The sequence below is a fragment of the Aeromonas sp. Marseille-Q7275 genome, assembly GCF_965119515.1.
In genome coordinates this window covers 43,318-63,190 of record NZ_CBCPLW010000026.1, presented here as the reverse complement: position 1 = coordinate 63,190, position 19,873 = coordinate 43,318, and the positions used below count along the sequence as shown (strand labels likewise).

At 62.8% G+C, this 19,873-nt stretch carries 19 protein-coding genes and 1 pseudogene; 6 read left to right on the top strand and 14 right to left on the bottom strand.

All coding sequences use genetic code 11. The features are described 5' to 3' along the window. Nucleotides 1–332: 332 nt before the first annotated feature. The 7 genes from aroE to ACWPWQ_RS19310 form a co-directional block, all read right to left on the bottom strand. Nucleotides 333–1,154: a shikimate dehydrogenase gene (gene aroE / locus ACWPWQ_RS19340; protein ID WP_265435570.1), complete on the bottom strand. Its 822-nt coding sequence runs from the start codon at nucleotides 1,152–1,154 to the stop codon at nucleotides 333–335. A gap of 104 nt (nucleotides 1,155–1,258) precedes the next feature. Then, nucleotides 1,259–2,167 (bottom strand): oxygen-dependent coproporphyrinogen oxidase, encoded by a 909-nt coding sequence (hemF, locus tag ACWPWQ_RS19335; RefSeq protein ID WP_454010555.1) that lies wholly within the window; start codon nucleotides 2,165–2,167, stop codon nucleotides 1,259–1,261. Nucleotides 2,168–2,275: 108 nt separating this feature from the next. Continuing rightward, the gene (locus ACWPWQ_RS19330; protein WP_454010554.1) at nucleotides 2,276–2,836 is read right to left on the bottom strand and encodes a Sua5/YciO/YrdC/YwlC family protein; all 561 of its coding nucleotides are present in this window, start codon (nucleotides 2,834–2,836) and stop codon (nucleotides 2,276–2,278) included. A 302-nt stretch (nucleotides 2,837–3,138) separates the two neighbouring features. After that, the gene (locus ACWPWQ_RS19325) at nucleotides 3,139–3,696 is read right to left on the bottom strand and encodes a topoisomerase DNA-binding C4 zinc finger domain-containing protein (protein WP_454010553.1); all 558 of its coding nucleotides are present in this window, start codon (nucleotides 3,694–3,696) and stop codon (nucleotides 3,139–3,141) included. A gap of 55 nt (nucleotides 3,697–3,751) precedes the next feature. After that, complete coding sequence (locus tag ACWPWQ_RS19320) at nucleotides 3,752–4,225, bottom strand: DUF494 family protein (RefSeq protein ID WP_454010552.1); 474 nt, start codon at nucleotides 4,223–4,225, stop codon at nucleotides 3,752–3,754. After that, nucleotides 4,218–5,333 carry a DNA-processing protein DprA gene (dprA, locus tag ACWPWQ_RS19315; protein WP_454010551.1) on the bottom strand — a complete coding sequence of 372 codons (1,116 nt, stop codon included), beginning with the start codon at nucleotides 5,331–5,333 and terminating at the stop codon, nucleotides 4,218–4,220. The genes ACWPWQ_RS19320 and dprA overlap by 8 nt, the downstream gene beginning before the upstream one ends. A 1-nt stretch (nucleotide 5,334) precedes the next feature. Then, nucleotides 5,335–6,423 (bottom strand): LysM peptidoglycan-binding domain-containing protein, encoded by a 1,089-nt coding sequence (locus ACWPWQ_RS19310; RefSeq protein ID WP_202047932.1) that lies wholly within the window; start codon nucleotides 6,421–6,423, stop codon nucleotides 5,335–5,337. A 108-nt stretch (nucleotides 6,424–6,531) separates the two neighbouring features. Between ACWPWQ_RS19310 and def the strand changes: the two genes are divergently transcribed. From def to ACWPWQ_RS19285, 5 genes are all read left to right on the top strand, one after another. Next, a complete protein-coding gene (def, locus tag ACWPWQ_RS19305; RefSeq protein ID WP_025325337.1) occupies nucleotides 6,532–7,044 on the top strand; it encodes a peptide deformylase in 513 nt (170 codons plus the stop codon). Between the two features lie 12 nt (nucleotides 7,045–7,056). Continuing rightward, nucleotides 7,057–8,001 carry a methionyl-tRNA formyltransferase gene (gene fmt, locus ACWPWQ_RS19300; protein ID WP_454010550.1) on the top strand — a complete coding sequence of 315 codons (945 nt, stop codon included), beginning with the start codon at nucleotides 7,057–7,059 and terminating at the stop codon, nucleotides 7,999–8,001. Between the two features lie 60 nt (nucleotides 8,002–8,061). After that, on the top strand, nucleotides 8,062–9,354 hold the full coding sequence (gene rsmB / locus ACWPWQ_RS19295; protein WP_139437631.1) for a 16S rRNA (cytosine(967)-C(5))-methyltransferase RsmB: 1,293 nt from the start codon (nucleotides 8,062–8,064) through the stop codon (nucleotides 9,352–9,354). An 80-nt stretch (nucleotides 9,355–9,434) separates the two neighbouring features. Beyond that, nucleotides 9,435–10,811 carry a Trk system potassium transporter TrkA gene (gene trkA, locus ACWPWQ_RS19290; RefSeq protein ID WP_139437629.1) on the top strand — a complete coding sequence of 459 codons (1,377 nt, stop codon included), beginning with the start codon at nucleotides 9,435–9,437 and terminating at the stop codon, nucleotides 10,809–10,811. A 93-nt stretch (nucleotides 10,812–10,904) separates the two neighbouring features. After that, entirely contained in the window at nucleotides 10,905–12,347 is a 1,443-nt protein-coding gene (locus ACWPWQ_RS19285; protein ID WP_139437627.1) for a TrkH family potassium uptake protein, read from the top strand. Between the two features lie 81 nt (nucleotides 12,348–12,428). Here ACWPWQ_RS19285 and rmuC read toward each other — a convergent pair whose 3' ends face one another. Then, entirely contained in the window at nucleotides 12,429–13,760 is a 1,332-nt protein-coding gene (gene rmuC, locus ACWPWQ_RS19280) for a DNA recombination protein RmuC (protein ID WP_454010549.1), read from the bottom strand. 55 nt (nucleotides 13,761–13,815) lie between these two features. Then, complete coding sequence (locus tag ACWPWQ_RS19275; protein ID WP_139437624.1) at nucleotides 13,816–14,031, bottom strand: hypothetical protein; 216 nt, start codon at nucleotides 14,029–14,031, stop codon at nucleotides 13,816–13,818. 137 nt (nucleotides 14,032–14,168) lie between these two features. Between ACWPWQ_RS19275 and ACWPWQ_RS19270 the strand changes: the two genes are divergently transcribed. Next, nucleotides 14,169–14,681 (top strand): ferredoxin-type protein NapF, encoded by a 513-nt coding sequence (locus ACWPWQ_RS19270; RefSeq protein ID WP_247627693.1) that lies wholly within the window; start codon nucleotides 14,169–14,171, stop codon nucleotides 14,679–14,681. Between the two features lie 92 nt (nucleotides 14,682–14,773). Here ACWPWQ_RS19270 and ACWPWQ_RS19265 read toward each other — a convergent pair whose 3' ends face one another. The 5 genes and pseudogenes from ACWPWQ_RS19265 to ACWPWQ_RS19245 all read right to left on the bottom strand — a co-directional run bounded on the left by ACWPWQ_RS19265 (nucleotide 14,774) and on the right by ACWPWQ_RS19245 (nucleotide 19,861). After that, nucleotides 14,774–15,226, bottom strand: a complete 453-nt coding sequence (locus ACWPWQ_RS19265) for an Rrf2 family transcriptional regulator (protein ID WP_005326180.1) — start codon at nucleotides 15,224–15,226, stop codon at nucleotides 14,774–14,776. A gap of 287 nt (nucleotides 15,227–15,513) precedes the next feature. Next, nucleotides 15,514–16,353 carry a PfkB family carbohydrate kinase gene (locus tag ACWPWQ_RS19260; RefSeq protein ID WP_139437620.1) on the bottom strand — a complete coding sequence of 280 codons (840 nt, stop codon included), beginning with the start codon at nucleotides 16,351–16,353 and terminating at the stop codon, nucleotides 15,514–15,516. 65 nt (nucleotides 16,354–16,418) lie between these two features. Continuing rightward, nucleotides 16,419–17,390: a LysR substrate-binding domain-containing protein gene (locus ACWPWQ_RS19255; protein WP_005326177.1), complete on the bottom strand. Its 972-nt coding sequence runs from the start codon at nucleotides 17,388–17,390 to the stop codon at nucleotides 16,419–16,421. A gap of 155 nt (nucleotides 17,391–17,545) precedes the next feature. Then, a pseudogene (locus tag ACWPWQ_RS19250) lies at nucleotides 17,546–18,281 on the bottom strand (glutamine amidotransferase-related protein). A gap of 83 nt (nucleotides 18,282–18,364) precedes the next feature. Then, nucleotides 18,365–19,861 carry a CoA-acylating methylmalonate-semialdehyde dehydrogenase gene (locus ACWPWQ_RS19245; RefSeq protein ID WP_139437618.1) on the bottom strand — a complete coding sequence of 499 codons (1,497 nt, stop codon included), beginning with the start codon at nucleotides 19,859–19,861 and terminating at the stop codon, nucleotides 18,365–18,367. Nucleotides 19,862–19,873: the final 12 nt, after the last annotated feature.

Sequence of the window (19,873 nt, the reverse complement as noted above, 5' to 3'; positions counted from 1 at the left end):
TAAATACCGGGGAGTTATAAAGGTGACTAGCTAGCACTTCCTCAACTATCCAGTTAGTCAGCACCATTTCGCACAAGTTCCGCTGCTTTGAGAAAAAACTTGATAAACGCGAACAACGCGAGCTCAAAAACACCGTAACACATTGTTATTTATCGCTTTAAATCCCATTTCAAAATAGTGGCAATTTCACTCTCCTGCCCGAGGGGAGCACTTTTCCCCGAGGATGAGAGCTGTTCTGCCCAGATACCAGAGGGTGAGGTTGCCAGAGCGCGTCTGCGGGACTGCACATTCGCGGTTGTGCCACTCCCAGCCAGCTTGATAAGCAAACCGACTTACAAGGTGCCCAGGTTGCGCTTCAGCTCTCTCAACACCTGCTTGGTGCCAGGCCGGATGCCGCGCCACACGGTAAAGGCTTCGGCAGCCTGTTCCACCAGCATGCCGAGCCCATCCATGGTCTGACGGGCGCCATGCTGCTTGGCCCAGCCAATGAAGGCAGTGTCCGTCGCACCGTACATCATGTCGTAAATGGCGATATCGGCGTGGATCAGGGCAGGCGCCAGCGGTGGCAGCTCCCCTTGCAGACTGGCGGAAGTGGAATTGATGATAAGATCGAACGGTCCCGCCAACTGCTCGTAAGTCTTGGCACTGAGCGCACCCAGATCCTGAAATTCGGCAGCCAGCTGCTGCGCTTTTCCATGAGTGCGGTTGGCGATGACCAACTCGCCCGGCTTCTCCGCCAGCAGCGGCGCCAGCGCACCGCGAGCCGCCCCACCGGCCCCCAGCAACAGGATCCGGCTGCCTGCCAGCGTCACCCCATGGGACTTGAGATCGGCTACCAGCCCGGCGCCATCGGTGTTGTCCCCCAGCAGCACGCCATCATCGGTCAGCTTGATGGTATTGACCGCGCCTGCCCGCTTGGCCCTTGGACTCAGTCGATCGACCAGGGCGAATGCCTGCTCCTTGAAAGGCACTGTGACATTGCACCCCTTGCCTCCCTGGGCAAAGAAGCTGCGCAGGGTAGCGGCAAACTCGTCGACGGCGGGCTCGGCCAGCCCATACTCCAGCTCTTGCTGGGTCTGTCTGGCGAACAGGGTATGAATGAAGGGGGACTTGCTGTGGCGCACCGGGTGGCCAAAAACCAGATAACGATCCATCAAAGAGTTCCATCAGAGGGTGATCACCCGATTTAACGGGTTTTCTCAATCGGGAACAAGCCGAATATCGGCCAGTAAAAAGGGGCCCGTCATGGCCCCTCGAGTCACAGCCACTCTCGTGGCGTGAGGTAGTCGGTATAGAGCAAGGCCTCGGGGCTGCCCGCCTCCGGCTGCCAGTCGTACTCCCAGCGGGCCAGGGGGGGCATCGACATCAGGATCGACTCGGTACGCCCGCCAGTCTGCAACCCGAACAGGGTGCCCCTGTCATACACCAGATTGAACTCCACATAACGGCCGCGACGATAGAGCTGGAACGCCCGCTCCCGCTCGCCATAGGGCAGCGCCTTGCGTCGCTCGACGATGGGCAGATAGGCATCGAGATAACCCCGACCTACCGCCTGCATGAAGGCGAAGCAGTCGGCAAAGGGCCAGCGGTTCAGATCATCGAAGAAGAGGCCACCCACACCCCGGGTCTCGTTGCGATGCTTGAGGAAGAAGTAGCGATCGCACCAGGACTTGAACTCGGGGTAGATCTCATCGCCAAAAGGCTGGCAGAGATCACGGGAGACCTGGTGCCAGTGCTGCACATCCTCGGCAAACGGATAGAAGGGCGTCAAATCGAAACCGCCGCCAAACCACCAGATGGGCGCCTCGCCCTCTTTCTCGGCGATGAAGAAACGGACGTTGGCATGGCTGGTCGGCACATAGGGGTTGTGCGGATGGATCACCAGCGAGACACCCATGGCCTCGAACTTGCGGCCGGCCAGTTCGGGGCGGTGAGCGGTCGCCGACGCCGGCATGGCATCGCCATAGACATGGGAGAAGTTGACCCCGCCCTGCTCGATCACAGCGCCATGGCACAGCACCCGGGTACGTCCTCCACCACCGCCTTCACGGCGCCAGGCATCCTCCACGAAGTGTCCGGTGCCGTCAGCCTGTTCCAGTCCCCGACAGATCTCGTCCTGCAACTGCAGCAGGAAGGCTTTGACCTGGGCCACATCCGGTTTGCTCATCTTGTCTCCAGTCAGGCAGGATCTTGATCGTCCCGTCCATTTTATATTGTGGTGTCGCGCCATGAGCACATCGCCCGTCATGACTGCAAATCAGGCACTTGCCGCCCCTCAGGAGGGACGAATGATGGCGCCGGTACGGGCGTCCTTGATCTCGGATGGATTGGCTTGTCCCCCGACTTCACCGGGCAGGATGTAAGCCAGCTGGCTTGCCAGCAGCTCACCGATATCGGCCACCCGACGGGCAGGCTCCTCGCCGGTCAGGTTGGCACTGGTCGAGACCAGGGGTTTGCCAAAGGCGCGGCACAGGGCCTGCACCTGAGGATGGGCCGTGATGCGCACCGCCAGGGTATCGAACTGACCCGTCAGCCAGGCCGGCGTGGTCGCACGGGCAGGCATGATCCAGGTGAAGGGGCCGGGCCAGCTCGCCTGCACGCGCGCAAGCTGCTCGCTGCTGAGCTGGCTCAGATCGATATAATCCTGCAACTGCACCAGATCGGCGGCGATCAGGATCAGGCCCTTCTCCACCGGGCGCTGCTTGATGGCCAGCAGGCGCCGAACCGCAGCCTCGGAGTCGGGATCACACCCCAGGCCAAAGACGGCCTCGGTGGCATAGGCGATCACCCCTTCGCGGTGCAGGGCGGCGATCGCTTGTTCAAATTCGTTTGGCATAGAAAAAATGCGACAGCCGGGCTGCCACCTCTCATCACTGGGTTGTAAGTTGAACCGACATGAGGGCACCTTGGTGCCCTCGCCTCTTCAGTACATTCGGACGCTTGACCCGCCAGAGCGCCTGCTCATCATCGGCCAGTGCAGCGCCTGCGATGCCGGGCAGGTCAAGAGGCTGGCGGCGCGGCAACATCGGGATCGGCGCCCAACGGCACGGCCATAAAGGGGCGGTTCACGGCAAGGTGATAAATCCAGATGAAACACTCCCTTGCCAGCAAGCTGCCAGCGGGCTTATGGCGGCAGGATTATACCCGCTCAATCTGATGACAGCATTTCTTTTGCGGACAGACCCAGCGCAGACTCCCCCTCACTTTCTTCTCGATCATGATGCCCCAGCCACACTCGGGGCAGGGCATGGGAACAGGCTTGTCATTTACCACGTACTTGCAGTGGGGAAAGGCATCACAGGAGTAAAACTGTTTGCCGTAGCGGGAGGTGCGGCTCACCAGATGGCCCTTGCCGCACTCCGGGCAGAGGATCTGGGTATCGTCGCTCTCCTGCAGGGACTCGATATGCTGGCAGGCCGGATACTGGGTACAGCCCACGAAAAGACCGTAGCGCCCCTTCTTGATCGCCAGCGCCTGGCCACAATCGGGGCAGGCCGATCCTTCGAGCACCTTTTCGATGTCGCGGCCGGAGGACGTCAGGGAACGAATGTAATCACAGGAGGGGTAGGCTGAACAGCCCAGGAAGGGGCCATGCTTGCCCTGACGGATCACCAGCTCGGCACCACACTGCGGGCACGGCTCGCGCTCGAATGCATGTTCGTGGGCAGAAAAGAGGTGATGATCGATTTTTGACATGGGCCGCGCCTTGGAATCCAGATGGCCTGAATTCTACCAGCGCGGCACCGGACTGTCAGTGAATGACACCGTCTGACTCGTCAAACACCAGCTCCTCCATCTGCTGGTAGGCATTCTCACTGCCCGGGACGTTGAACAGCACCATCATGACGACCCACTTCAGGTCATCCAGCTCGATATCCGGCTTGTCCAGCTCCAGCAAGCGCTCGATACAGATCTCGCGGGTTTCGGCGTTAAGCACCTGGGCCTGCTCCAGGAACAGCAGGAAACCACGGCACTCTGTGCTGAGGCGAGCCAGCTCTTGCGGGGCGTAGATCCGCATCGAACCTTGCGCGCTGGCGGTGACATACACCTCCCGCTCGCTGTCATGCAGATTGGGCAGTCGTTCCAGCCAGTTGAGCGCCTTCTCAATCTCGTCCTGATTGAAACCGGCCCGGCTAAGTTCGTCGGTGAGTTCATCCTGCTCGACCATCACATCTGCATCGCTGTGGATGTAGGTCTCGAAAAGGTACATCAATACATCAAACATGATTCGCCCTCCTCGCTCTGACGTATCCACCGGCTACCGCCATCACTGCACCGGCCAGCTCCAGCTCTACCAACCTGCCCAATACCACTTCGACAGGAAGCTGGGCCCGCTCGGCAACGGTATCCACGCTCGTGGTCTCATAATCTACGTTATCCAACAAATCGGCATAAGGCAATTCGCTATTATGCAATGGCTCGGGAGAAGGGTTCGCCGGCCCCTTAAACGGCACAAGGGCAGGCAGCTCTTCCATGACATCTGCCGCATTCAATACCAGCTTGGCCCCTTGCTGAAGCAGGCGATTGCACCCAGCGGCCTGGGTATTTTGCGGTGCGCCCGGTACGGCAAAGACCTCGCGGCCCTGCTCCAGCGCGTAGCGGGCCGTGATGAGTGAGCCGCTCTGCTCGGCCGCTTCCACCACCAGCGTGCCCAGCGACAGGCCACTGATGATGCGATTGCGGCGAGGGAAATGTTCCGCCAGCGGTCCCTGGTCCGGCGCCAGCTCGGAGACAAGCAGGCCGCCGTACTCGAGGATCTGCATCGCCAGGCCCTGATGGCGCTTTGGATAGAGGCAGTCAAGCCCGGAGCCCAGCACCGCCAGCGTCACACCGCCCGATGCCAAGGCGTGCTGGTGACAGATGCCATCAATGCCCAGCGCCAATCCGGAGGTGATCGCCAGGCCGCTCTCCACCAGCTCGGCACACAAACGGGCGGCGTTGTCCTTGCCTGCATAGGTGGGGTGACGAGTTCCCACCATCGCCAGCTGTGGCAGGGAAAGGGCAGCGAGATCCCCGCGGCAATAGAGCAGCAAGGGGGCAGCGGGGATCTCTTTGAGCAAGGCAGGATAGGCGGGGTCATCGAGACAAAGGAGGTGATTGCCAGGCGCTTCGACCCAGTTCAGCCCCTGATCCACAACCGGCAGGGACCATCTCATCTGCTGAATTTGGGCGCTCTGCAGACCAAGCGATCGCAGGGTGCCATCGTCTGAGTCAAACAGAGCGGTGATGTCGCCACCAAAATGGGCCAGCAGGCGGGCGGCGGTGACCGGGCCTATGCCGGTCACCGCATCCAGCGTCAGCCACAGCGACAGCCGCCCGAGTGGAAGTGGCACGTCAGAAGTTACTGACCTGATAACCCGAGCTGACCAAGTCCTGGCTCTGCAGGATGAGGCCATAGCTCAGCTTGTCATACACCTTGAACAGCATGACCCTGGCAACCGCTTCGGCGGGCAGGGACGACTTGCCAGCAGAGTGGAATGCCTTGTCATAGACGGAAGCATATTCCCGATACGAGACCTTGCCATTCTTTTCCACCATCTCGGCTCCCGGACGCAAAATCTCGAGCACATCGCCTGGCGCAATCTGATCCCGCTGCCCCTTGTTGATGAGGACAACGTCGAACTTGCCTCCTCCGCGCACCTTGCTCGGCAGCTCTATCACATAACCGGGGGAAATCACCGGCGCCGCCTTTGGCATGAAGACGGCAGAGAGGCTCTCCTGCGGTGGCAACGGGATGACCTTGTCTCCCTGATACACCTCGCGCCTGCTGTGCGTCAGCGTGACTCTGGTGCTGTCGTTGGCCTGGCGATCCTCCGCCCGCACAGTGCCGACAAAAATCGCCTCCTGGCCGAGTTGCTCACCGGTCAGCTTGTCCTTGTAAGTCACCCCGGGGCGATAGATGCCGTAACTCTGACCCGGATTCAGCGCCCCATGTACATAGAGGGTGTCCCCCTCCAGCATGCCGATATGCTTGTCGTTATTGCCAAGCACATAGGGCAGATCCTTGCTCTGCTGGCTGTCGGCCAGAATGTGATCGGTTTGCAGGAAGGGCACTATCTCGCTGAGGGGCAGGGTCGGAATGGGATTGGCCTTGTTCTCGTAGCGATTCTTGGGAGAGAGGTGAATAACCTGCTTGCCGCCCTGGCTGGCCTTGCCCAGACGCGGCTCGCCGTTGACCCAGCTCAGTTGTAGCACGTCGCCTGGGTAAATCCAGTGTGGATTGGCAATCTGGGGATTGATGTTCCAGAGACGTGGCCAGAGCCAGGGTTCGGCCAGATACTGGCCCGAGATATCCCAGAGGGTATCCCCCTTCTGCACCACGTAACTCTCGGGATAGCCGGATTTCAGCGTCAACTGCTGTGCCATGGCACCATTGGCCAGGGCTGTCGCCAGACAGGCGAGGATGATTTGCTTCAGATGCATAACACTCCCTGTTACTTCTGCACGCAAAGTGTTGCTGTTTTTTGTCGACGTAAATGACTAGAATTACGTCAATATTGACTGCGTTTACATGAAACTAAAGAAAAAACTATGGCCATTCTAGATGTATTGCGTTTCCCCGATGAGCGCCTGCGCACAGTCGCAGCCCCTGTCGAGACCATTACACCCGAGTTACAACAGATTGTAGATGATATGTTCGAAACCATGTATGCGGAGGAAGGCATAGGCCTGGCCGCGACTCAGGTCGACATTCATCAGCGCATCATCGTCATCGACGTCTCTGAAGACCGTGAAGATCAGCTGGTGCTGATCAACCCGGAGATCCTGGAGCAGTCAGGCAGCACCGGCATCGAAGAGGGTTGCCTCTCGGTCCCCGGCAGCCGCGCCCTGGTGCCGCGCGCCGAGTGGGTCAAGGTCCGGGCGCTGGATCGCCACGGCAAGCCATTCGAGCTGGAAGCGGACGATCTGCTCGCTATCTGCATACAGCATGAGATGGATCATCTGGTCGGCAAGCTGTTTGTGGATTACTTGTCCCCGCTCAAGCGCCAGCGCATCCGTCAGAAGCTGGAAAAGATGGCCCGTGAAGATCGCAAAGTCCTCTGAGGATCTGCCCCATTGAACAAGCTGAAACTGATTTTTGCCGGTACCCCCGACTTCGCCGCCCGTCACCTGGCGGCGTTGTTGTCTTCCGACCATGAGGTCGTCGCCGTTTACACCCAGCCCGACAAGCCCGCGGGCCGTGGTCAGAAACTGACCGCCAGCCCGGTCAAGGAGCTGGCCCTGGCCCACGAACTGCCTGTCTACCAGCCGGCGTCCCTGCGCAATGAAGAGGCGCAGGCCGAGCTGGCCGCCCTTGGCGCCGATCTCATGGTGGTGGTGGCCTACGGCCTGATCCTGCCCAAGGCGGTGCTCGACACTCCGCGGCTGGGCTGCCTCAACGTGCACGGCTCCCTGCTGCCACGCTGGCGCGGTGCCGCCCCCATCCAACGCGCCATCTGGGCCGGCGATAGCGAAACCGGCGTCACCATCATGCAGATGGATGTGGGGCTGGATACCGGCGCCATGATCCGCAAGGTGAGCTGCCCTATCGCCAGTGATGAGACCTCCGCCAGCCTCTACGACAAGCTGGCCGAGCTGGGCCCACTGGCGCTGGTCGATACCCTAGATGCCATGGCCGCCGGTGACACAGCTGCCGAGGCGCAGGACGATGCGCTGGCCAACTATGCCCAGAAGCTCTCCAAGGAAGAGGCGCGCATCGACTGGTCCATGGAGGCCGTCGCCATCGAGCGCTGCATCCGTGCCTTCAATCCCTGGCCCATCAGCTGGTTCGAGGTCGCGGAGCAGACCATCAAGGTGTGGCAGGCCGAGGTCATCGACAGCGACCATGGCCAGAGCGCCGGCACCCTGCTCAAGGCCGACAAGCAGGGGATCGACGTCGCCACCGGCAAGGGAGTGCTGCGTCTGCTGACCCTGCAACCGCCCGGCAAGAAGGCCATGTCCGTCCCGGATCTGCTCAACTCTCGCCGCGACTGGTTTGAACCCGGCACGCAAGTGCATTGAACTGGATTGAATTGACACAAGCGGGGCCCAGGCCCCGACTTGCGCATCTAAGGTAACTCTATGAAAACACGTGCACAGGCCGCTCTCGTTATTCAACAGGTGCTGGATCAGGGCCAATCCCTCTCCGCTGTTCTGCCTGCTGCCCAGGAGAAGGTGGCGCCTCGCGATCGCGCCCTCCTGCAAGAACTCTGCTACGGCACCCTGCGCTGGCTGCCCCGTCTCGACGCAGCGGTGAGCGAGATGATGGACAAGCCGCTCAAGAACAAGAGCCGCATCTTCCACTATCTGATCCTGGTCGGTCTCTATCAGCTCATCTACACCCGCATTCCGGCGCATGCCGCCGTGGCCGAGACCGTCAATGCCGTCAAGCTGCTCAAGGGCACCTCACTGCGCGGCCTCATCAACGGCGTGCTGCGCAACTTCCAGCGCAGCGCCGAAGTCATACTGCTGCGCATCGACCGGGTGCCCAGCATCCGCCTCGGCCACCCCGAGTGGCTCACCAAGCGTCTGCGTCAGGCCTATCCCGAAGATTGGGAGTTCATCATGGAGGCCAACAACCAGCGCCCCCCCATGTGGATCCGCAACAACAGCCAGCGCCAGAGCCGCGAACAGATGCTGGCCCGCATGGCCGAAGTGGGCATCAATGCGGTGGCCGGCGAAGAGGGTGAGGATTGCATCCTGCTGGAGCGCCCTTGCGACGTGACCAAGCTGCCCGGCTTCGAAACCGGTGACTGCTCGGTGCAGGACGGTGCCGCCCAGCAGGCCGCACGCCTGCTCGATCCCCAGCCGGGTGACTGGGTGCTGGACGCCTGCGCCGCCCCCGGCGGCAAGACCGCCCACCTGCTGGAGCTGCAGCCCGCCCTCGCCGGTGTGGTGGCCGTGGATGCCGACGAGAACCGCCTCACCCGGGTGCAGGAGAACCTGGATCGCATCGGCCTCACCGCCCGGGTGATCCACGGGGATGCCAGTACGCCGGATCTGTGGTGGCCAGAGGGCCAGTTCGACCGCATCCTGCTGGATGCCCCCTGCTCAGCCACCGGCGTCATCCGCCGCCATCCGGACATCAAGTGGCTGCGCCGGGATCAGGACATCCGCGAGCTGGCCGAGCTGCAACGCCGTATTCTGAACGCCCTCTGGGCGAAGCTGAAGAGCGGCGGCACCCTGCTCTATGCCACCTGCTCGGTGCTGCCGGAAGAGAACCGCGACCAGATCCGCGCCTTCCTGGCTGACACCAAGGATGCCCGTCTGGTGCCGCTGCACCAGCAGGACAACCCGGATTGCCCGGGTCGCCAGTTCCTGCCCGGCGAGGCGGAGATGGACGGCTTCTATTATGCCAAGCTGATCAAGCTGTAGGCCGTGCAGCCGGATGCCGAGTCCGGGCGACAGGCAGGCTTGCCTCGTTTCGAAGCAACAATCTTGAGTAAGATGTCCATATGAAAATCATCATTCTGGGTGCGGGTCAGGTGGGTGGCACCCTGGCGGAAAACCTCGCCGGCGAGAACAACGACATCACCATAGTCGACACCGACAGCGACCGCCTGCGGGAGCTGCAGGACAAGTTCGACCTGCGGGTGGTGAACGGCCACGGCGCCCACCCCAGGGTGCTGCGGGAGGCGGGGGCCCAGGATGCGGACATGCTGGTCGCGGTCACCAACAGTGACGAGACCAACATGATCGCCTGTCAGGTGGCCTACTCCCTGTTCAACACCCCGAACAAGGTGGCGCGGATCCGCTCCCCCGCCTATCTGGTGGAGCGGGATCGCCTGTTCCTGCCGGAATCCGTGCCTGTGGATCACCTGATCGCCCCCGAACAGCTGGTGACCGACTATGTGCGTCGTCTCATCGAGTATCCGGGTGCACTGCAGGTGGTTGATTTTGCAGGTGGCAAGGTGGGTCTGGTGGCGGTCAAGGCCTACTACGGCGGCCCCCTTGTGGGCAATGCCCTCTCCACCCTGCGGGATCACATGCCGAACATCGAGACCCGGGTAGCCGCCATCTTCCGCCAGGGTCGCTCCATCCGCCCGCAAGGCACCACCATCATAGAGGCGGATGACGAGGTGTTCTTCGTCGCCGCCGCCGGCCACATCCGGGCCGTGATGTCGGAGCTTCAGCGGCTCGAGAGCCCCTATCGCCGCATCATGATAGTCGGGGGCGGCAACATAGGTGCTGGCCTCGCCCGCCAGCTGGAGAAGCGCTACAGCGTCAAGCTCATCGAGCGCAACCAGAAGCGGGCGGAGCAGCTCTCGGAGAACCTGGAACACACCATAGTCTTCTGTGGCGACGCGGCGGATCAGGAGCTGCTGGCGGAGGAGCACATCGATCAGATCGACGTTTTCATCGCGGTGACCAACGAGGACGAGGCCAACATCATGTCGGCCCTGCTCGCCAAGAAGATGGGCGCCAAGAAGACAATGGTGCTGATCCAGCGCGGCGCCTACGTGGATCTGGTGCAAGGCGGCTCCATCGACATCGCCATCTCGCCCCAGCAGGCCACCATCTCGGCCCTGCTGACCCATGTGCGCCGTGCCGACATCGCCAACGTCTACAGCCTGCGCCGCGGCGCCGCCGAAGCCATCGAGGCCATCGCCCACGGTGACGAGAACACCTCCAAGGTGGTGGGCAAGACGGTGGGCGAGCTCAAGCTGCCGCCGGGCACCACGATCGGCGCAGTGGTCCGGGGGGATGAGGTGCTGATCGCCCACGATCGCACCCAGATCCAGCAGGATGACCATGTGGTGATGTTCCTGGTGGACAAGAAGTACATCCCGGAAGTGGAACGCCTGTTCCAGCCCAGCCCTTTCTTCCTGTAAGCACCCCATGCAACAGGCTGCGACATTCAGACCCGGACACTGCCCAGAGGGAAGGTCCGGGTCTTTTTTCAATCAACGACCAGGTTATCTTGCATGATCAAGCTGCGTCCCATCGTCTTCACCCTCGGGCTGGTGCTCTCCAAGCTGGCCCTCTTCATGTGGCTGCCCACCCTGCTGGCGCTGCTCACCGGCTCCGAGGGTTTCGTCGAGTTTCTCAAGTCCGTGCTCATCACCCACGGCGCCGCCCTGCTCTGCCTGCACTACGGGCGCAAGGCCGAGTTTCACCTCGGGGTACGGGAGATGTTCCTGCTCACCACCTCGGTCTGGGTGGTGGCCTGCATCTTCGGCGCCCTGCCCTTCGTCTTCATCACCCATATCGGCTTTGCCGACGCCTACTTCGAGACAATGTCAGGGGTCACCACCACGGGATCCACCGTGCTGTCGGGGCTCGACGGCATGGCCCACAGCATCTTGCTGTGGCGCTCCATCCTGCAGTGGCTCGGGGGCGTGGGCTTCATCGTCATGGCGGTGGCCGTGCTGCCCTACCTCAACGTCGGCGGCATGAAGCTGTTCCAGACCGAGAGTTCGGATTGGTCGGACAAGAGCGCGCCCCGCGCCAAGACGGTGGCCAACAACATAGTGGTGGTCTATCTGGTGCTCTCCATGCTCTGCTTCCTCGCCTACTGGGTGAGCGGCATGACGCTGTTCGAGGCGGTCAACCACGCCATGACGACCCTCAGCACCGGGGGCTACTCCACTTCGGACCAATCCATGTCCCACTTCTCCAACGAGGCGCACTGGATCGGCACCCTCTTCATGTTCCTCGGCGGCCTGCCCTTCCTGCTCTATGTGCAGGCCCTCTCCCGCCGTGACAACAGCCTGCTCAAGGATGCCCAGGTACAGGGCTTCTTCTGGCTGGTGGTCTGGGTGACCCTCATCGTCACCTTCTATCTGTGGTTCAGGGACATCTACGGCTTTATGGATGCCCTGCGCATCAGTAGTTTCAATATTGTCTCGGTGGTTACCACCACAGGCTATGGCCTCGGCGACTTCGGTACCTGGGGCCCGCTCACCAGCATCATCTTCATGATCCTGCTGGCGCTCGGCGCCTGCTCCGGCTCCACCTCGGGCGGCCTCAAGATCTTCCGGGTGCAGGTGGCCTTCGCCCTGTTCAAGAAGCAGATGCGCCAGCTGATGCACCCCTCCGGTGTCTTCCCCCAGAAGTACAACGGCCGCCCGGTGAACGACGCCATCATCCGCTCCCTGATCTCCTTCGTGCTGGTCTACTTCGCCGTCATATTGCTGATCGCCGCCCTGCTCGCCGCCATCGGCCTGGATCCCCTGACAGCCATCTCGGGCTCCATCACAGCGGTGGCCAACGTGGGCCCGGGCATGGGCCCCGTCATCGGGCCCAGCACCAACTTCGCCAGCCTGCCTGACTCGGCCAAGTGGATACTGTCGTTCGGCATGCTGCTGGGGCGGCTCGAGATCCTGACGGTGGCGGTGATCTGCTTCCCCTCGTTCTGGCGGCAATGAGGCCGGCGTCGCGGATCACCATGATAAAAAGGGCAGCCCGCGGGCTGCCCTTTTTGTCTGAGTTCGACCGTCGCCGTTGCGTCAGTCTGCGGAGTCTTCCTGCTCCAGCGCGCGGTTGACCAGGGGCTCCGGCAGGGGCTTGGTGACCTCGACCCCCAGCTCGCGAAAACGCTCGGCCTGGGCGATCAGGTTGCCACGGCCGTTGACCAGTCGCCCCATCGCCTTGTCGTAGCTCTCCTGTGCCTTGTGCAGGCTGCCCCCCATCTGCTGCATCTCCTCCACGAACAGCCGCAGCTTCTCGTAGAGGCGACCGGCCCGCTCCGCTATCTGGCGCGAGTTCTGGTTCTGCCGCTCGTAGCGCCACAGGTTCTCTATGGTGCGCAGTGCCACCATCAGGTTGGTGGGGCTCACCAGCAGAATGTTGTGATCCAGCCCGTAACGCACCAGGGAGGGGTCGGCCTCCAGGGCGGTGAGGAAGGCAGGCTCCACCGCCACGAACATCAGCACATAGTCCAGGGTGCGCACCCCGGGCAGTTGCTGGTAATCCTTGCGGCCCAGCTCGCGGATGTGGTTGCGCACCGAGGCGACATGCTCCTTGAGCGCCACCGCCCTCTCCAGTTCGTCCCCCGCGTTGTACCAGCGTTCGTAGGCGGTCAGAGACACCTTGGCGTCTATGATGATGTCCTTGTCCTGGGGCAGGTGGACGATGACGTCGGGCTGATAGCGCTTGCCCTTGTCCACCTCGATATTGACCTGGGTGTGATACTCGTGGCCTTCCCGCAGACCGCACTCGGAGAGGATCCGCGCCAGCACCACCTCCCCCCAGTTGCCCTGCTGCTTGCTGTCTCCCTTGAGGGCCCGGGTCAGGGCCGCGGCCTCTTCGGTCATGCGGGCATTGAGCTCGGCCAGGCGCTCCAGCTCGAACCTGAGGCTGTGGCGCTGGGCCGTCTCCTGGGCGTGGGTCTCCCCCACCTGGCGACGAAAGCCCTCGAGCTGCTCCTTCAGGGGTGTCAGCAGCAGATCCAGGCTGTTCTGGTTCAGTTCGCGGAAGTTACCGGAGTTTTGCTCGAAGATACGGTTGGCGAGGTTTTCGAGCTGCTGGCTGAGGCGAGCCTCCGCCTGCTGTTGCAGCTGCAGCTTCTCGGCGCTGGCGATGCGCTCGCTGCGCAGGGTGGCTTCGGCATCCTTGAGGCGGGCGGTGAGCTTGAGCAACAGGGCCTGCTGCTGCTCCAGCTTCTGCTGGCCCAGCATCTTCTCGTCCTGCAGCTCGTCGAACCTGTCCTGCAGCGCCTGATGGCGCTCCTCAATGAGCAGTGTCTCCTCACGGGCCGTGCGACGCCCCGCCAGCCAGCCGAGGAGCAGGGCCAGCAGACCGGCCAGCAAGGCAGGCAGCCAGGTCGTCATCGGGATCATCGCCGACTCCGCCGACGCAGGAAGCGCTGGAGATCAACTCGTGCAGACAACCCTGTCATCGGCGGCTCCGCTGGCGCAGGAAGAGTTCGAGATAACGGTTGAGCAGCAACCAGAACAGGACATAGATGAGGTAGGCGGCCAGCACCACCCACTTGTGACTGTTGACCCCGGTGTCGAGCTCAGTGAACTCGATCTCCTTGATGTGGCAGTAGGCCCACATCAGCAGGGGGAAGATATACAGCAGAGAAGCACGCCACAGAAATAACCACATGAGTTCATCAGATCCCGCAAAAAGACCCGCCTAGCTTACACAAGGGCAACCCGGCTTGCGATCCTGGCCGGCGCTATTCTCTGGCTTGCCGGCGGAAAACTGGATAAAATTAACCCCTAATAGGTATAGGGGTGGGCATGACTCATTTTTTCTGTCGCTGGCTGACGCACGCACTGGGGGGCACCCGCAAACCGGACATGGTTTGCCACGAGGCGCGCCCGCCCTGGGCCATCGAAGAGTCGCAATTCCTCGCCCTGTGCCGCCGCTGCGGCGACTGCTTCAAGGCCTGCCCCAACGGTCTGCTCAAACCCGCCGACCAGCCCGAATATGTCGGCACCCCCATCGCCGGCACCCCAGTGCTGGATCTCGCCTGCGGCCAGTGCAGCTACTGTGGCAGCTGCGCCAGAGCCTGTCCCACCGGGGCGCTGGATCTGAGGCTCGGCCGTCAGGTACAGACCCGGGTCAGGATAGAGGCGAGCTGTCAGGCCCGTCAGGGCTTCTACTGCCTGCTGTGCGAGGATGCCTGTCCCCAGCAGGCGATCAAGGCCAGCAGCGAGGGGGTGAGCGTCAACATGGCGGCCTGCGACGGTTGCGGTGCCTGCGGCCTCGCCTGCCTGCACGGCGCCATCACCCTGATCCCCCAGCTCTGACGGCTCCGGCATTCCGACGCCCCCAGATCCGTCCCCAGCATGCATGCCAGACAGCAAAAAGGGCCCTCGGGGCCCTTTCACAGTCATGACCCTCAGGCCATGGTCAGGATATTGTCCTGCTCTATCCCCAGCAGGTGGCACAGCCGGGTCGGATCCCGCACCGCATCCGCCAGCGTGTACTCCCCCAGCACCTCGAGGAAGGCGTTCATGGCGCGGCGCAGTATGCCCTGGATACGGCAGCCGCCGGAGAGGCGGCAGTTCTCGCGCTTGCAGTCCACCGGGCAGAGCACGTGTTCCATGTCCATCACCACGTCGCGCAGGTTGATGGAGACGGCGGAGCGGCCGAGACGGATGCCGCCATGCTTGCCACGTACCGTTTCGATGTACCCCTTGATGCCGAGCTGATGCACTATCTTGACCACGTGGTTGCGGGAGATGGCGAAGGTATCGGCCACTTCCGTGATGGTCGACAGGCGATCACCGGGCTGGATGGCCAGAAAGGTCAGGGTACGCAGGGCATAGTCGGTAAATCGTGTGAGTTGCATGGTCGCACTTGCCTCTTACTACAAGCCAGAAATCAGGACGACAGCCAGTGGCCAGAGAGGTGAGACTGCACGTGCGCCCGCACAGGTGTCGCGTCTTCAGCCGGGTCGTGGAGTGACAAGGTTAAGAGCAGCTCTGGCGGGTGTCGACGAAGATGTACATAAATCGACACTTTCTTTGATTGATCGCAAACTTGCCGGCTCGAGGCGGGGTTTTGGCCATTTCCGGCGGCTAAATTCCATCGCCAGGCACAGGACCGCAGGCCGGCGAGCGGGCCGGTTCGCGGCTGTCAGTGGGGATGCTTCAGCCAGGTTTTCAGGGCCTGGGAGGGGATGGAACTCTCGGAGGCGACCGCGAAGGCGCCCCAGTCCACCGCACACTGCAGGGCATCCCTCATCGCCATGCCGCGGGCCAGACCGTGGATAAGGCCGCCGGCGAAGGCATCCCCCGCCCCCGTGGTGTCGACCACGGACACAGGCCGCGCCGCCACCCGCACCTGCTCCTCGCCGTGGATGGCCACGGCCCCCGCCTTGCCCTCGGTCAGCACCAGCCATTCGAGCTGATCTCCTGCGAGTTGGCGGGCATGCTGCCAGGGGTCGCCCACCTCGGCGAGATCGGCGCGGGAGGCCACCAGCACGTGGCAGGGGCGGCGAGCCTGCCCGCCCTTGGGATACTGGGCCACCACGAAACTCTTGCCCAGCATCTGGCGCATGTAGCCGATGATGGCGGTGCCGGGGTAGTTCACATAGAGGCAGTCCACCCCCTCCAGCGGCAGGTCGCCGGGCAGATCCGGGCGACGCGGCCGCCTCAGAATGGTGCGCTCCCCGGTGGAGTCCACCAGCACCAGCAGCTCCCCCGTCTCGCCGCCGAAGCGCTCCACGTGGGAACAGTCCAGCCCATGGCCCGCCGCCTGCTCCAGCAGCCAGTCGCCGGTCTCGTCCAGCCCGATGCGGGAGGCGATGATGACCTCGTGCCCCGCCCACACCAGCCCTATGCCGGTGTTGGCGGCGCCGCCGCCGAGCCTGCGCCCCTGATCCACGTATTGCAGGCGCGCCCCCGCCACCAGAGGTTCGGCCAGGGAGAGCACATGATCACAGTTGAGATTGGCAAGCAGCAGGATGCGGGACATGGGGACCTCGACAGGGCGGCCAGGATCCGGCACCCAGCGGCACCGGATCTGTCACGGAAGACGACTCAGTAGACGGGCAGCTCCACCCCGACCAGCAGTTCGTCGATGCGCGCCTGGGTCGGCTGCTGCATCACGTTCTGGATCATCTCCTTGGTGAGATGGGGGGAGAAGGAGCTGATGAAGTCATACATGTAGTTCTGCAAGAGGATGCTCTTGCTGAAGCAGAGCTGGGCCGGGCAGGGCTCGAACAGGTGCTCCAGATTGATGGCCACCAGGCCGGGGGCATCGGTGTCGTTGGCCACCAGCGACGAGATGATGCCGATGCCAAAGCCCAGCTCCACGTAGCGCTTGATGACCCCCGCATCCATCACCGTCATGTAGTAGTTGGGGCTGAGGCCGGCCGCCTGGAACACCCTGTCCTGCACCTGACGCCCGGTGGCGCCACTCTCGTAGCTGAGGATGGGGTACTGGCAGAGCTGCTCCAGGGTCGGTTTCTTCACCTTGGCCAGGGGGTGATCCTGGGGCACCACCAGCGACAGGGTCCAGAGATAGGCGGGCAGCGCGATCAGCTCCTTGTCGAAGCCTATCTCGTGGGCCACGATGGAAAAATCCGAGTAACCCTTGCTGATCTGCTCCTTGGTAGCCGACATCACGGGGTGCAGGTGGAACGAGATCTTGGGGTACTTCTTGGTGAAATAGGTGACGCTTTTCGGCAGCAGGTAGCGGGCTATGGTGTGGGTAGTGTGGATGTTGAGGGTGCCCACCGTCGGGTCCAGATACTCCCGGGAGATGGCCTTGATCTTGCTCTCTATGTTGAGCATGGCCTCGGCGCACTTGATGATCTCCTCCCCCACAGGGGTGATCCTGTGCAGGTGCTTGCCGCGACGCTCGAAGATGCGCACCCCCAGCTCGCTCTCCAGCAAGCCGATCTGCTTGCTCACCCCAGGCTGGCTGGTATAGAGCGCATCGGAAGCGACGGAGACGTTGAGATTGTGGTCCCGCACCGCGATCAGATACTTCAACTGCTGTAGTTTCAAGGTTGCACCCTCACAGGCTGGCGCGGCTGTCGTCAGATGGACAAGGCCGCCACAAATGGCGGCCAGTGTACCATCCGAGCTCGGCATATCACCGCTTGATCCTTCATTTTGCTACAAAATCTAGCATCTGCAGGGTGGATATGACAAACGGACGCTCAGCGCACGGCAGGCCCGACCGGCAGCATGCCGAGGAACTGCAGCAGCCACTGCATCATGGTGGCCGAGTCCACTTCTCCCTCCAGGGAGGAGAGGCTGCTCTGGTAGTGTTCGTCGGGCAACCGATCCCGCCGACGCTCGATCAGTGCCCGATTGTACTCCACCGAAAACTCCGGATGACCCTGGATGGCGACTATGTGATCCCCCTGCAGGAACATGAAGTTCGGGCAGAAGTCGTTGCCCGCCAGCAGGGTCGCCCCCGGGGCCACTGCCTCACCTGATCCTGGTGAACGGGCAGGAACCGGATGGGCTTGAGGCCCCGGCTGTTTCTTTTTCACCACCGACGCTGGCGGCGAAAAGGGTAGTGTAGGAACCGAGACCCCAGCCTAACCCTTGGTGGACTTCACCACCTCTCCCCCAGCGCCTGGGCGATCACCTGATGACCGAGCAGATGGCCAGCTTGACGTTGGCATCGTGGGCCCGCCGGATCCAGTCGCGCAGCGCCAGGATCCAGGGGATGTCGCTGTAGGCATCGTGGCGCGAGCCTGTGATGAGCCAGGCATCGCACTCGTTCAAGTCGCTCGGCAGCTCGCCGTCGAGCGCCGACCAGACCCTGTATTCCAACGCCGGGGCCAGCGCCCGGAATCCCTTGATAAACATCTCGGAGTAAACGGGGCCGAAACTCCCAACCAAGTCGGGGTCCAGCCGGTCACAATCGAGAATTCCCAGTCGCATCTGTCACTCCTTCACAGGGATAGCGGGACACGCCGGCGGACTCCTTCCGCCGGGCCATGCCAGGGCTAGCTGCTGCATGTTGATCATTTCATGGTCGGCATGGAGAACTCGGCGCCGGCCCGCAGGCTCTGGGGCCAGCGTGCAGTCACCGTCTTCATCCGGGTATAGAAGCGCACCCCGTCCGGCCCGTGCATGTTGAGCGGCCCGAAGATGGATCGCTTCCAGCCACCGAAGCTGTGAAACGCCATGGGCACAGGGATGGGTACGTTCACCCCTACCATACCGACCTGAACCCTTGTGGTGAAGTCCCTTGCGGTATCCCCGTCGCAGGTAAAGATGGCGGTGCCGTTGCCGTACTCGTGTTCGTTGATGAGGCGCAGCGCCGTCTCGTAGTCCGGCGCCCGCACTATGGCGAGCACGGGGCCGAAGATCTCCTCCCGGTAGATGCGCATCTCGGGGCCGACCCGGTCGAACAGGCTGCCGCCGATAAAGTAGCCCTCACCGTGGCTGACACCGCGACCATCGACCACCAGTTCGGCCCCCTCTGCCACCCCCTGATCCACGTAGCCGCGCACCTTGGCCAGGTGCTCGCGACTGATGAGGGGGCCCATCTCATTCTCCGGGCTCTGGCCGAGGCCGGGTCCGACCCGCAGCGCCGCCACCAGGGGCGAGAGTTTCGCGACCAGAGCATCGGCGGTGGCATCGCCGACCACCAGGGCCACCGAGATCGCCATGCAGCGTTCGCCGGCCGCGCCGTAGGCCGCCCCCATCAGGGCGGAGACCGCTTGATCGAGATCCGCATCCGGCATCACCAGCATGTGGTTCTTGGCGCCGCCCAGAGCCTGCACCCGCTTGCCGTGGGCCGAGGCGGTGGCATAGATGTACTGGGCGATGGGAGTGGAGCCGACGAAGGAGACCGCCTGTACCCGCGGATCGGTCAGCAGCACGTCCACCACCTCCTTGTCGCCGTTGACCACGTTCAGCACCCCGTCCGGCAGACCCGCCTGCTTGAGCAGCTCGGCCATGCGCAGGGCCAGCGAGGGATCCTTCTCGGACGGCTTGAGGATGAAGCTGTTGCCGCAGGCCAGCGCCACCGGGAACATCCAGAGCGGCACCATGGCCGGGAAGTTGAACGGCGTGATGCCGGCGCAGACCCCCACCGGCTGCATCATGGAGTGGCTGTCCACCCCGCGGCCCACGTTGAGGGAGTGCTCCCCCTTGAGCAGATGGGGAATGCCGCAGGCAAACTCCACCACCTCCAGTCCCCGGGTCAGCTCCCCCTGGGCGTCGGAGAACACCTTGCCGTGCTCGCGGCTGATGAGGCGGGCCAGCTCGTCCCTGTGCAGCTCCATCAGCTCCTTGAAGCGGAACATCACCCGCGCCCGCACCAGCGGCGGGGTCTGGGACCAGTCGGCGAAGGCGCGCTCGGCGCTGGCGATGGCATCGAGGCACTCGGCGGCGGTGGAGAGGGCCACAGTGCCCTGCTGCTGGCCGGTGGCCGGATCGAAGATGGCGCCGAAACGCTCGCTGCGACTCTCTGTGGTTTCGCCGTCGATGAAGTTGTCGATCCTGTAACTCATAAATCCTCCGTG

Coding starts and splice junctions, on each gene's coding strand:
- ACWPWQ_RS19285 (WP_139437627.1), top strand. CDS start 10,905: ATGATCAAGCTGCGTCCCATCGTCTTCACCCTCGGGCTGGTGCTCTCC.
- ACWPWQ_RS19265 (WP_005326180.1), bottom strand. CDS start 15,226: ATGCAACTCACACGATTTACCGACTATGCCCTGCGTACCCTGACCTTT.
- ACWPWQ_RS19310 (WP_202047932.1), bottom strand. CDS start 6,423: ATGCATCTGAAGCAAATCATCCTCGCCTGTCTGGCGACAGCCCTGGCC.
- ACWPWQ_RS19325 (WP_454010553.1), bottom strand. CDS start 3,696: ATGTCAAAAATCGATCATCACCTCTTTTCTGCCCACGAACATGCATTC.
- ACWPWQ_RS19260 (WP_139437620.1), bottom strand. CDS start 16,353: ATGTCCCGCATCCTGCTGCTTGCCAATCTCAACTGTGATCATGTGCTC.
- rsmB (WP_139437631.1), top strand. CDS start 8,062: ATGAAAACACGTGCACAGGCCGCTCTCGTTATTCAACAGGTGCTGGAT.
- ACWPWQ_RS19330 (WP_454010554.1), bottom strand. CDS start 2,836: ATGCCAAACGAATTTGAACAAGCGATCGCCGCCCTGCACCGCGAAGGG.
- ACWPWQ_RS19245 (WP_139437618.1), bottom strand. CDS start 19,861: ATGAGTTACAGGATCGACAACTTCATCGACGGCGAAACCACAGAGAGT.
- ACWPWQ_RS19270 (WP_247627693.1), top strand. CDS start 14,169: ATGACTCATTTTTTCTGTCGCTGGCTGACGCACGCACTGGGGGGCACC.
- rmuC (WP_454010549.1), bottom strand. CDS start 13,760: ATGATCCCGATGACGACCTGGCTGCCTGCCTTGCTGGCCGGTCTGCTG.
- ACWPWQ_RS19275 (WP_139437624.1), bottom strand. CDS start 14,031: ATGTGGTTATTTCTGTGGCGTGCTTCTCTGCTGTATATCTTCCCCCTG.
- hemF (WP_454010555.1), bottom strand. CDS start 2,167: ATGAGCAAACCGGATGTGGCCCAGGTCAAAGCCTTCCTGCTGCAGTTG.
- ACWPWQ_RS19320 (WP_454010552.1), bottom strand. CDS start 4,225: ATGTTTGATGTATTGATGTACCTTTTCGAGACCTACATCCACAGCGAT.
- trkA (WP_139437629.1), top strand. CDS start 9,435: ATGAAAATCATCATTCTGGGTGCGGGTCAGGTGGGTGGCACCCTGGCG.
- def (WP_025325337.1), top strand. CDS start 6,532: ATGGCCATTCTAGATGTATTGCGTTTCCCCGATGAGCGCCTGCGCACA.
- aroE (WP_265435570.1), bottom strand. CDS start 1,154: ATGGATCGTTATCTGGTTTTTGGCCACCCGGTGCGCCACAGCAAGTCC.